Origin of the sequence: Streptomyces sp. B1866, from assembly GCF_031932565.1 — a bacterium.
GTDB lineage: Bacteria > Actinomycetota > Actinomycetes > Streptomycetales > Streptomycetaceae > Streptomyces.
The window spans coordinates 37055-49263 of record NZ_JAVSCF010000016.1 but is presented as its reverse complement, the minus strand read 5'-3'; the positions used below and the strand labels follow the sequence as shown (position 1 = coordinate 49263).

Genomic DNA, 12209 nt, shown 5'->3' with positions numbered 1-12209 from the left:
CTCGGCCGACCCGCGCCCGGCGGGCGACCCGGGCCGCCTCGGGGCGCGGCGCCGCGGCGGTCGGCGACCCGGCGCGCCCCGCCTCCGGGCGCGCTCCACCCTCGACCCCATACCGCTAGGAGAAGGCGATGTCCCCCCGTCCGCCGCGCTGGTACTTCTCGTTCAGCAGCCCGTACTCGTGGCTGGCCTACCGCGACCTGACCGGTCCGTACGCCGATATCGCGCACCGCATCGAGTGGCTGCCGTTCTGGGAGCCCGACGAACCGTCCCTGGGCCGCCTCGCCTCCTGCGGCGTGCGCCTGCCGTACGTGCCGATGTCCGCCGAGAAGCTGCGCTACGTGGAGTACGACGTGCGGCGGCTCGCCCGCGCGCGCGGCCTGCGGCTGACCTGGCCCCGGGACCGCAGGCCCCGCTGGGAGGTCTCCCACCTCGCCTACCTGGTGGCCGAGGAGCACGGCGTCGGGCCGGAGTTCGCCGGCCGGGTCTACCGGGCCCGGTGGGAGGAGGGCCGGGACATCTCCGACCCGGCGGTCATCGCCTCGCTCGGCCCGGAGCTGGGCCTGAACCCGGACCGGCTGGCCGCGGCGGGCGAGGACCGCGCGGTGCGCGAGCGGGGACTCGCGGCGCTGCGCGCGCTGCACGAGGACGGCGTGTTCGGCGTGCCGTACTTCATCGACGGCGGCGAGCAGTTCTGGGGCGTGGACCGGCTGCCGGGCTTCGCCGCCTGCGTACGGGCCGGGCTCGCGGCCGGAAAGGCCGGCTGACGCCCGTACGGGCCGGTATGGCGCCCGTACGGGCGGCCACGGGCCGGGCCCGCGCGGACGCGGCGCCGCGGGCACGCGCGGGACCGGCGGAACGGGGGATCACGGGGGATCACCGACAACAGCGACCGGAGGTGCATCACATGTCCCAAGAGGCGGTGTCCGGCCCGGCGGCCGGGGGGCGGCCGGCGCCGGACGGCGGCGAGGACGCGGCCGCGCAGGCCCTGGACCGCGCGGCCGAGATCGACCGGCTGTCGAACCTGCTCGGCGTCTACGTGGAGACCCTGACCACCCCGAGCGGCATGGACCCGGGCCACGCGGGTGGCTGCGGCTGACACCCTGCCGGCCTCAGGTGGTGTGGGGGGCGTTCCGCGCGGGCCTTCCGTACGGGCGGGCGCCGGCCCGTACGGACCTCGCCGCGGGACGCCGGTCCGGCTGCCCGCGCGACCGGGCCGCGGGCTGCCCGCGCCGCCGGGCGGCCGCCGCTCACGGCTCCAGGACCACCTTGCCCACCGTGCCCCGGGTCTCCAGGGCGCGGTGCGCGCGGGCCGCCTCGGCGAGCGGGAAGCGGTGGACGAGCGGGACGAGCCGGCCGGCCGCGGCCTCGGCCAGCGCCCGGTCCTCCATCGCGCGCACCGGGTCGTCCCCGCCGATCTGCTGGAGCCACCCCGGGCCGAGCAGCACCCGGGAGGTGATGCCGCGCTCGGCGAGTTCCCGCTCGGTGAAGGTCAGCGGCTCGCCGCCCAGCGGCCCGCCCGCCGACCAGCCGTACACCAGGTGCCTGCCGCCCGGCCCGAGCAGGTCCGCGGCCGTACGGGCCGTGTCGCCGCCGACCGAGTCGAACAGCACGGTCGCGCCCTGCCCGCCCAGGACATCGCGCGCCCGCGCGTGCCAGCCGTCGGCCGTGTAGTCCACGGCGGCGTCCGCGCCCAGGGACCGGACGCGCTCCGCCTTGGCCGGGCCGCCGGCCAGGCCGACGACGGTCGCGCCGAGGTTCCTGGCGTACTGCACGAGCAGCGAGCCGATGCCGCCGGCCGCCGCGGTGACGACCACCACGTCGTCCTCGGCCAGCTCGGACAGGTGCAGGATCGCCATGGCGGTACGGCCCGTGCCGATCATGGCCACGGCCTGGGCCGCGTCCAGGTTGTCCGGTATCTCGTGCAGCTTCTCGGCGGCGGTGACGGCCAGTTCGGCGTAGCCGCCGGGGACCAGCCCGAGGTGGGCGACGACCCGCCTGCCGAGCCAGCGCGCGTCGGTGCCCTCGCCCAGCGACTCGACGGTGCCCGCGACCTCGCGGCCGGGGATGGTGGGCAGGTCGGTCGGGGGCATGGGGCCGCCGGCCAGGCCCTCGCGCAGCGCCGTGTCCAGCAGGTGCACTCCGGCCGCCGCGACGGCGATCCGTACCTGGCCGGGTGCGGGGTGCGGGTCGTCGGTCTTCTCGTGGACGAGGTTCTCGGCGGGGCCGAAGGCGTGCAGGCGGACGGCGTACATGGCGTGCTCCCCGGTTTCGGTGACGTGCGGTCGTGGCGCGCCTTCCGTCGCGCCGGGTGCGCGGCGGTGGCGGGCCGTGGCCCACCCTCCGACTTCAACCATGGTTCAGGTCAAGTCGCGACTTTGGTCGCGGCGGCATGGCCGATCGGCCGACGGCCGGGCCGGGCCGGGCCGGTGAGACTCGGGGAGTGACCGGGCCGCGCGGGCGGCCCGGCGGTGCCGGGTGGTCCGGCCCCGCCCGGGAAGTTCGGCCTCTTATGAGGAGCCCGGGTGTCCGGTGGCCCGGGGAGTCCGGGTGGTCATAGGGGAGAAGGGCGGGCGGGCGACGGTGCCGAGGCTGTGGCGGCGAACCGGGAGCGCTTCCGGGACCAGGGCGGGGGACGGCTCCGGCCCTCCGGCGGCGGATCCGCCGGCCCGCGCGGGGCTTGTCGTGCGGCCCGTCGCCGGAGACCGTGCGCGGCGCGCCGCCAGGCGGCCCCTGGCCAGGTCCCTCGCCCTGCCCCTCGCCCTGCTGGCCGCCTGGCCGGTGACCGGCGTCCCGGCCGCGGCCGGGACGCCCGCGCCGGGCCGGGCCGCGCCCGAGGAGCTGTACGTGGCGCCCGGCGGCCGCGACACCTGGCCGGGCACGGCCGACCGCCCGTTCGCCACCCTGGAGCGCGCACAGCGGGCCGTCCGCGCGCGGACGCCGTCGATGCGCGCGGACCTCGTCGTCAACGTGCGCGGCGGCACGTACCGGCTGCCCGCACCGCTGCGCCTGTCGGCCGCCAGGGGCGACTCGGGCGCGCACGGCCACCGCGTCGTCTACCAGGCGTACGGCTACGGCACACCGCACGCCGAGCAGGTCACCCTCAGCGGCGGCCGGCCGGTCACCGGCTGGCGGCCCGCCGCCGACCTGCCGGGCGCGAGCGGCGTGTGGCGCGCGGACGTCCGTGCCCTGGAGACCCGGCAGCTGTACGTGGACGGACGGCGCGCGCACCGCGCGTCCCTCGGCGCCGGCCTGCCCGGCGAGGTCGTCCTGACCCGCACCGGCTACGTCACCGACAGCGCCGCGCCGCTTGCCTGGCACCGCCCGCAGGACGTGGAGTTCGTCTACAACGGCGCGTGGGGCGCGGTGCCGTACTCCGAGTCGCGGTGCGGCGTCGCGTCGGTCGCGCGCGAGGGCGGCGGCACGCGGATCACCATGGACCAGCCGTGCTTCCAGCGGCTGAAGGACGTCTACCGTACGGAGCCGGAGGAGCCCGCCGACCCCGTCGACCCGACGAACGTGGAGAACAGCGCGAGCTTCCTGGCGCGCAGGCCCGGCGGCTGGTACCTCGACCGCTCCCGGCCCGGGCACCACGTCCTGTACTACCTGCCGCGCCCGGGCGAGGACCCGCGCCGCGTGCCCGTCGTCGCGCCCGTGCTCGAAGGACTGGTCGACGGCGCGGGCACGGCCGGCGAGCCGCTGCACGACATCGCCTTCCGGGGCCTTGAGTTCGGCTACGCCACCTGGCTCGCGCCCAGCGGCCCGGCCGGGTTCCCGCACATCATCGGCGGCACCTATTCCACGGGCGGCGACAGCGGGGCCACCGTCCCGGGCGCCGTGTCCCTGCGCGCCACCCGCCGGGTAACCGTCGAGGGCAGCCGGTTCCGCCACCTGGGCGGGCAGGCGCTCGAACTGTCCGACGGCGGCGCGGACGACGTGGTGCGCGACAACCTCGTCGAGGACGTCTCAGGCGGCGGCATCCGCGTCGGCGGCACGGGCGTCAACCAGGGCGCGCGGGTGGCGGACAACCGGGTGCGCCGCGTCGGCGTCGAGTACCGGGGCGGGATCGGCATCACTCTCGACGGCACGCGCGAGGCGACGGTGGAGCACAACGAGATCGCCGACGTGCCGTACTCCGGCATCTGGGGCGAGTCGTCCACGGGGCTGCGGATCCTGGCCAACGACATCCGCGGCGCGGTCTACGCCGTCCCCGACGGCGGCGGCGTCTACCTGCCGTTCGACCAGGGCCCGTCGTACGAGGGCGGCGCGGTGGTGCGCGGCAACGTCATCGAGGGCACCGGCATCCCGTACAGCCCGGACGAGGACCCGGCCTCCAGCGCGGTCTACGCCGACGTGGACGCCGACCACGTCACGGTCGAGGGCAACGTGCTGTACCGCAACGCGCACGCGCTCGGCGGCGTCGCGCCCAAGGGCGTGCGGGCCACCGGCAACTACTGGGACGACGACGTGCCCCGCTGGCTGCCGGACACCCGCCCGCCCGGCGTGACGGTGACGGGCAACGCCGCCCTGCCGCGTACGGACCCGCGCGCGGCGTGCCAGGCCGTACGGGCGTGCGCCGCGATCCTGGCGGCGGCGGGGCCGCGCTGAGCCGAGGGGCCCACGCCTCCGCGCGGGTCCCTTGCGGGGGCGTGAGCCCCGCCCTGAGCCGGGCCCGTGCGGGGGACGGGCCCGGCCCGGCGCGACGCGACCGCAGGTCCGCGCGGGGCGGGGCGGCGGGCTCGACCGGAACTCGACTGGGACTCAAGTGCGGCGCGGTGCAATGGCGTCCGCACGCGCCCCCTGAAGTGACCCCGTACCACCCTGACCGACCGGCGAGGCCGCGCGTCCGTGATCCCGGTTGCTCGCGAACCGGGACATCCGCGACTCCGCGTGCCCGCGACATGGCGCGATGGCAACTCCGAACCACCGCAACTCCGAACCACCGCAACTCCGAACCACCGCAACTCCGCACCTTCGCACCCCGCAAGCCGCGCAAGCCCGCAAGTCATGCAAGCCCGCAACCTCCGCAAGCCCGCAACCCTCGCACCCTCGCACGACTGCGACTCCATAGGACTGTGACTCCGACCGGGCCGTGGTGACGGCCAGGAGACTCGTATGAGCATGCGGTTTCTGCGCCAGTACGGGCGCCCGATCAGCCAGGGCCCCACCCCCGCCGACGTGGCGCGCGCGCCCGGACTGCCCAGCCCCAGCGGCTGGTCGGCGCTCGCCTTCTCCGACGAGATCAGGCCCGGGACGGTGCTGACCCGGCCGCTCGCCGGCCAGGACGTGGTGCTCTACCGGCTGCGCACCGGCGGCGTGCAGGCCGTCCGCCCGTACTGCCCGCACCTGGGCGCCCACCTGGGCCTGGCGACGGTCGAGGGCAACAGCCTGGTGTGCCCCTTCCACTTCTTCGCGTTCGGCCCGGACGGCTCGTGCGTGCGGACCGGCTACGGCACCCCGCCGCCGAAGGCGTCCCTGGACCGGCTGCCGGTGCACGAGGTCAACGGCGCGGTCTTCGTCTGGCGCCACCACGACGGCCGGGAGCCGGACTGGGACATCCCCGTCTGGCACACCGTCGGCCACGTGCGCGCCCGGCAGGCGACGTGGGAGTTCGCCGGGAACGCGCAGGAGGTCATCGAAAACGCGGTGGACGTCGGGCACTTCACCACGCTGCACGGCTCCCGGGCCCGGCTGGGCGCGCCGGTCACCTACGACAAGGCGACCTTCCACGTGTCCATGCGGATCAGCGAGCGCGTGCCGCTGATCGGCGCGATCGAGGTGGAGGTGGAGGTCGACGGGTACGGAATGGCCTGCCTGCACGCCGACATGGCGATACCGCGGGTCGGCCTGCGCATGTGCACGATGGTCATGCCCACCGGGATCGGGCCCGGCCGGATGCAGTTCCGCCAGTCCAACCGGGTCGCCTTCCAGGAGCCGTCCCGGCTGCCGCCGCCGCTGGCGCGGGCGGTGGCGCGGGGCACGGCGCGGCTGCTGGAGCGCCCGCTGTTCTGGTTCAACAGCGCCTTCACGGCCGCCGACATCCCCGTATGGCACCACAAGAGCTACCAGCAGCCGCCGCGGCTGGCGCAGGGTGACGGGCCCATCGGCCCGTTCCGGCGCTGGGCCCGCCAGTTCTACCCGGAAGCGGCCTGAGGCGGCGCCCGGACGGGGTCCGAGAGGACGCGGACCCGGCCGGGGAGGCGTCCGGGAACGGGCGGCGGGCCGCACCGGGGGGTGGTCGGTGCGGCCCGCGCGTGCCGCGTCGGGCGGTGGGGGGTGGCCGCCGTCAGCGGACTCGACCGGGGCCGGTGGGGGTGCCGGCGGCGCCCGTCAGCGGGTTGTTGACGGCCGCCGCCGGCCGGCCCGTGGGAGCCTGCCGTCAGCGGACGTTGATCGCGGTCCAGGCCGCGGCGACCGCCTTGTACTCGGCGCTTGCGGACCCGTACAGGTCCGCGGCCGCCTGGAGGGTGCCGGTGCGGGCGCCCGCGTACTTGGTGGTGGAGGTGAAGTACGTGGTCAGCGCCTTGTACCAGATCTTGACGGCCTTGTCCCGGCCGATGCCGGTGACCGTCGACCCGTCGTACGTCGGGCTGTTGTAGCTCACGCCGTTGACGGTCTTCGCGCCGCTGCCCTCGGACAGCAGGTAGAAGAAGTGGTTGGCGGGCCCGGAGGAGTAGTGCACGTCGACGTTGCCGAGCGTGGAGGACCAGTAGTCGCGCGAGGCACCGTCCTTGCTGGGCTTGTCCTGGTAGCGCAGCGGGCTGCCGTCGCCGTTGATGTCGATCTTCTCGCCGATGAGGTAGTCGCCGGGGTCGCTGGGGTTGTCGGCGTAGAACTCGACGGCGGTGCCGAAGATGTCGGAGGTCGCCTCGTTCAGGCCGCCGGACTCGCCGGAGTAGTTGAGCTTGGCGGTGGCTGCGGTCAGGCCGTGGCTCATCTCGTGCCCGGCCACGTCGAGTGAGGTCAGCGGGCTGCTGTTGCCCTGGCCGTCGCCGTAGGTCATGCAGAAGCAGGCGTCCTGCCAGAAGGCGTTGACGTACGCGTTGCCGTAGTGGACGCGCGAGTAGGAGGCGACGCCGTCGTTGCGTATGCCGTTGCGGCCCAGCACGTTCTTGTAGAAGTCCCAGGTCTCGGCCGCGCCGTAGTGCGCGTCGACGGCGGCGCTCTGCCGCCCGCCGCCCCACACGTCGTCGGCGTCGGTGAACAGCGTGCCCTTGCCCGAGGTGCCGCCGTTCAGGTCGTACGTCTTGTGCGCGCCGCGCCCGCCGTCGTTCAGCTGGTACGAGCCGCCGCTGGCGGTGGTGCCGAGCGGGACCGTGCCGTTGTAGTCGCCGGTGCCGGTGCCGGTCTCCACCGCCTCGTCGCGGAACAGCTCCTTGCCGGTGGCCGCGTCGGTGACGACGTGCAGCTCGCTCGGCGTGCCGTCGTGCTGGAGCCCGGTGACGACGGTCTCCCAGGCGAGCGTGGGCCTGCCGTCGGCGGCCCAGACCACCTTGCGCGGCGATCCGGCCTTGGCCGAGGCCGGGGCCGACGCCGCCAGGCCCTCGCCCCCGTGCTCCGTGGCCGCGTGCTCCTGGACTTCCGCGGCGGCGGCCTTGAGGGCGGACGCGCGGGCCTTCGCCGCGGGCAGGGCGGCGTCGGTGCCCGGCACGGATATTCGGGCGCCGGTCGCCTTGGTGACGCTGGTGGCCCCGCCGCGCCGCTCGTGCACGACCAGGTCGCCGCCGAGCACCGGCAGGCCGGCGAACGTCCGCTCGTAGCGCGTGTGCACGGTGCCGTCGGCGTCCTTGATCACGTCCCGGACGATCAGCTTCTCCTGGGCGCCCAGCCGGAGGGCCGCGGCCTCGGCGGCGGCGTCCGCCTGCGCGGCCCGTACGGCGTCCGCCCGCTGACCGGCCGTCAGCGGCAGCGCGGTCGCGCCGTCCGCCCGGTCGGCCTGGGCGCTGGCCGTGCCCGCTTGGACGGCGGCGGCGACCAGGGCGGCCGACGCGGCGAGGGCGGCGGCGCGGCGGGCGGTCTTGCGGGTGCCGGCGCTGTGGGGGGCGGCAGCTTTGCGTCTCACTCGGTCTCCTAGCACGGGGGCCGCGGGGTGGCGGCCCTGCGGGTGGGGGGACGTACGGCCACCGTGCGGCCGTACGGTGGTGCCGAGCTACGCGTGTCACGCGGGCCTCTCGGCGGGCCCGTGCAGCGCGCAACGATCCGACCAGAGACTGGCATCGATCGACCTGATCGAACAGACAGGAAACAAGGATTTGACAACCCGTTGCCATTGAGCGGCACTATGTGTCCGATTACCGGTGAACTCTGCCGAGAGTGCGTAGATTTGCCTGATTTATTCGGTTGGGCGCGTGGCGGACATCCGCGGCGGCGCGCCCGGCGCCCGGAGTCTCGCGGTCTCGCCCGCGGCGACCGGCCGAAAACGCCAGGTGGCGGGCTGTCGCGCGCGAATCTCGCTGTCCGATGCGTTGCGGTGCCGCGCGGGGCGGGCTAGGTTGGCGCAAACTACCGACCGGTAGGTACGTGTCGTCCCTCCCCGCGACTCCACGAGGAGCCTCCATGCGACGCGCCCTGCGCCCGTGGACAGCCCTGACCGTGACGGCCCTTGCCGCCCTGCTCGGAACCGCCGCCCCCCGCGGCGGCGCGAGCGGGGGCCGGGCCCGGACAGGAGCGCGGATAACCGGCGGACACGGCTGGCCATGCGCTCCTTTGCGCCCCGGGCCGCCCCTTCCGGACGGTGGACGCTGTCCGGGATGCGGCCTTGTCGCGGCCTTTCGCCCACCGGCATCCTTTACGGTATGCGGCGAGCAGCCGTAAAAGGTCCGCCCCGAGGAGGATTATATGATTCGCGCATGGGAGGCCGACCCCTCCGCGTTATTCGAGCGACGCCTGGGAAATTCAGCGGCGGAGCTCGGTATTTCGGACGGACGTGACGAATGTCCGGACATCTGGCAGCTTGACAACGGTGATGTCGCGGTCATCGGCAGGGACCTCACCGCCGCCTATGGGCCACGCCTGCCCCAGGGAGTGGCCATCGCACCGGACGAGCGGTTGGTCGTCATCCCGGGCGCCATGCTCCGCGCGGCGCGGGCGGACATCGCCGATGCTTGACCTCCTGGCTCCGGACCTGGCCCCTGAGCAGGGCGAAAGGCTGACGCGAGAGGTCTACCGGCGCGACTTCCGGCAGCGTGAGGACCGGCTGCGCGACCAGGCGTCCTGGAAGCTGGAGCGGCGGCAGCACTTCGAGGAGCAGGGCAGCCCGAGCCGGGACGCGCTGCGCCGGGGCGAGTGGTCCGAGGCGCTGCGCCTGCTGGAGGAGCGGCGCGGCGACCTGCTCGCGCTCGCTCGCGAGGACGAGCGGCGCGGCCGCGCCTTCCACCGGGTGCGGGTGGTCGCGGAGCCGTTGACCCCCTATATGCAGTGGCAACTCCATTCATTGCGGCAGCGCGCGGAGTTCGGCGAGCGAATCCGGATCATCGACGCCGGTGCGTTGGCCGCCGCGGAGGACGCGGGCGGTCTGCTACCGGAATTGGTCGTTCTCGGGGACGGCACGCTTTACCAGGTCATCTATGACGAAACAGGTGTCCCGGACGGTGCGATTCGCTACACTGATCACGCACTCGTAAGGTCTTGGGAGAATTACATCCAGCAGCTCTACGAGGCGGGTGAGGACCTGGTGTCCTATTTCGAGCGCAAGGTGTCCCGCCTTCGCCCGCCGGCGATGACGGGCACCACGGAGCGGAGGGAGTAGGCGATACCGGACCCGGGTCGAGACGACGAGCGCACCGGCAGTACGCACTCCGAGCTGTCGGGGTCCTCCCGTGACGTCGTCCAGACGGGACGCGTCAGCGGCGGTATCCACTTCCACGGGCGGGGCGCACCCGGTCCGGCCGGAGCGGACAATCCCACGCCTCGTCAGCTGCCGGCCGACGTGCGCGGCTTTGTGAACCGTACCGACGAGCTGGACCAGCTCAACGCCGTCCTGGTCGGCCCGGACGGCGATCCGCTGGTCGTCTCGGCCCTGGTGATAGCCGGCACCGCCGGAGCGGGGAAGACCTCGCTCGCGCTGCGCTGGGCGCATCAGGTTCAGGGCCGTTTCCCGGACGGGCAGCTCTACGTCAATCTGCGCGGCTACGACCCGGGGCAGCCCGTCACCGCGCAGGAGGCCCTGCACCGCTTCCTGGTCGCCTTCGGTGTCCCCGCCGCCTCCGTACCGCAGGAGCCGGACGCCGCCGCCGCGCTGTACCGCTCGCTGCTGGCCGACCGCCGCGTCCTGGTCGTGCTGGACAACGCCGCCACGGTGAGCCAGGTCCGCCCGCTGCTGCCCGGCAGCGCGGACAGCCTGGTCGTCGTCACCAGCCGCAGCCGCCTGTCCGGCCTGGCCGTGCGGGACGGGGCCCGCCGGGTGCCCCTCGGCGTGCTGCCCGAACGGGAGGCCGTCGCTTTGCTGCGCGCCGTCACCGCCGGGTACCGGTCAGGGGACGGCGAGGACCGGCTCACCGAACTGGCCCGGCTGTGCGCCCGCCTGCCGCTGGCCCTGCGCATCGCCGCGGAGCGCGCGGCCAGCCGCCCCCACCTTCCGCTGGACGACCTCATCGCCGACCTGCGCGACGAGTCCGCCCTGTGGGACGCGCTGAGCACAGGGGACGACGAGGAGGCCGAGACCGTGCGTGCGGTGTTCGCGTGGTCCTACCGCGCCCTGTCCGACCAGGCCGCCCGGCTCTTCCGGCTGCTGGGCCTGCACCCCGGCCCGGAGTTCTCCCTTGCGGCCGCCGCTGCCCTGGCCGGGCTCGCCCCCGGCCCGGCCCGGCAGCAGCTGGACTCCCTGGTGGGCGCCCACCTCGTGGAGCAGACCGCGCCGGACCGCTACCAGTTCCACGATCTGCTGCGCGCCTACGCCGTCGACCAGGTGCAGCACGAGGAACCGGCCACGGAGCGGCAGGCCGCTCTGCGCCGCCTGCTGGACTGGTACGCGCACACCGCCGACGCCGCCCAGAGCTGGCTCAGCCCGGCCGAGGACCGCGTGGCCCTCACGCCGCCGGTGGACGGGGTACGGCCGTTGGCCTTCGGGGACTACAACGCCGCCGCCGACTGGTCCGAGCGCGAGCACGCCAACCTCCTCCAGGCCGTCCGCGCCGCGGCCGCCGCCGGCGACGACCGTCGCGCGTGGCAGCTGGCCGCCGTCCTGTGGAACGCGCAGTCCCGCTCCGCCCCGGGAGCCGACTGGCCGGCCGTGGGCCGTATCGGCCTGGACGCGGCCCGGCGGCTGGGCGAGCGCGCGGCCGAGGCCCACCTGCTGGTCTGCCTCGGCATGGCCTCGACCCGGCTGGGCCGCACGGCCGAGAGCCTCGAATGCCACCGCGCCGCGCTGGTGATCCTGCGCGAGCTCGGCGACCGGCTCGGCGAGGCGCACGGCGTCAACCTGATCGGGCTGAGCCACCTGCGCGCGCGGCAGCTCGACTCCGCCGCCCGGCACTTCGAACAGGCCGTCGTCGCCTTCGAGGTGCTGGGCGCCGACCACTGGGCGGCCACCGCCCTGTCCAACCTCGCCGGCACCCACTGCGCCGCTGGACGCCTGCCGCAGGCGGCGGCCGTCGTCGATCAGGCGCTTGCGGCACACCGCCGACTGGATAACCGGCGCGGAGAGGGCAACGCACTGCGGCTGCTGAGCGCCGTGCGGCGCGAACAGGGTGACGCTCCCGAGGCCCTGCGCGCGGCGCACGACGCGCTGGACATCGCCCTCGGCCTGCGCGACCACCGGCTGGAGGGCTACTGGCTCCTCGCCCTCGGCGACGCCCAGCAGGCGGGCGGCCGGCTCTTCGAGGCCCTGACGTCCTATCAGCGCTCCGCCGTGCTCCACCGCCGCCTCGGCGACCGCGGTAGGGAGGCGCTGGCCTGGCACGGCACAGGGGAGGTGTACCGCCGGCTCGACCGACACGAGGAGGCGGCCGACTTCCACCGCCGGGCCGCCGCGGCCCACCACGACCTGGGCGACGCCTGGCACGAGGCGCTGGCCCTCGACGGCCTCGCGGCAGCCCTGCACGCCACGGACCCGGAGACGGCCCGCGGGCACTGGTCGGCGGCGCTGGACCTCATCGCAGCGTGCGACGACCCGCGCGCCGCGGCGGTCCGGGCGGACATCGCGGGGCGGTTGCCGGGGAGCGGCGGCTGACGCCGCTGATCCCGCGGCGGTCGGTACACCGCGTCGGCGCCCC

General features: G+C 75.1%; 9 protein-coding genes. 7 read left to right on the top strand and 2 right to left on the bottom strand.

Translation table 11 applies throughout. The features are described 5' to 3' along the window. Positions 1-128 precede the first annotated feature (128 nt). Both RKE29_RS04755 and RKE29_RS04750 read left to right on the top strand, forming a co-directional pair. Entirely contained in the window at positions 129-764 is a 636-nt protein-coding gene (locus tag RKE29_RS04755) for a DsbA family protein (RefSeq protein ID WP_312003743.1), read from the top strand. Between the two features lie 140 nt (positions 765-904). Next, positions 905-1096 (top strand): hypothetical protein, encoded by a 192-nt coding sequence (locus RKE29_RS04750; RefSeq protein WP_312003742.1) that lies wholly within the window; start codon positions 905-907, stop codon positions 1094-1096. Between the two features lie 151 nt (positions 1097-1247). Here the strand turns inward: RKE29_RS04750 and RKE29_RS04745 are convergent, their stop codons facing one another. Continuing rightward, positions 1248-2252 (bottom strand): zinc-binding dehydrogenase, encoded by a 1005-nt coding sequence (locus RKE29_RS04745; RefSeq protein WP_312003741.1) that lies wholly within the window; start codon positions 2250-2252, stop codon positions 1248-1250. A gap of 430 nt (positions 2253-2682) precedes the next feature. Between RKE29_RS04745 and RKE29_RS04740 the strand changes: the two genes are divergently transcribed. After that, the gene (locus RKE29_RS04740) at positions 2683-4605 is read left to right on the top strand and encodes a right-handed parallel beta-helix repeat-containing protein (protein WP_312003740.1); all 1923 of its coding nucleotides are present in this window, start codon (positions 2683-2685) and stop codon (positions 4603-4605) included. Positions 4606-5118: 513 nt separating this feature from the next. Further along, the gene (locus tag RKE29_RS04735; protein WP_312003748.1) at positions 5119-6150 is read left to right on the top strand and encodes a Rieske 2Fe-2S domain-containing protein; all 1032 of its coding nucleotides are present in this window, start codon (positions 5119-5121) and stop codon (positions 6148-6150) included. 226 nt (positions 6151-6376) lie between these two features. On the opposite strand, the gene RKE29_RS04730 is transcribed toward RKE29_RS04735, so the two are convergent. Continuing rightward, positions 6377-8059, bottom strand: coding sequence for a M4 family metallopeptidase (locus RKE29_RS04730; protein WP_312003739.1), 1683 nt, complete (start codon positions 8057-8059; stop codon positions 6377-6379). Between the two features lie 776 nt (positions 8060-8835). Here RKE29_RS04730 and RKE29_RS04725 point away from each other — a divergent pair. From RKE29_RS04725 to RKE29_RS04715, 3 genes are all read left to right on the top strand, one after another. Next, positions 8836-9105 (top strand): hypothetical protein, encoded by a 270-nt coding sequence (locus RKE29_RS04725; RefSeq protein ID WP_312003738.1) that lies wholly within the window; start codon positions 8836-8838, stop codon positions 9103-9105. Continuing rightward, positions 9098-9745 (top strand): DUF6879 family protein, encoded by a 648-nt coding sequence (locus RKE29_RS04720; protein ID WP_312003737.1) that lies wholly within the window; start codon positions 9098-9100, stop codon positions 9743-9745. The genes RKE29_RS04725 and RKE29_RS04720 overlap by 8 nt, the downstream gene beginning before the upstream one ends. Positions 9746-9937: 192 nt before the next feature. Then, on the top strand, positions 9938-12166 hold the full coding sequence (locus RKE29_RS04715; RefSeq protein WP_312003736.1) for a tetratricopeptide repeat protein: 2229 nt from the start codon (positions 9938-9940) through the stop codon (positions 12164-12166). Positions 12167-12209: the final 43 nt, after the last annotated feature.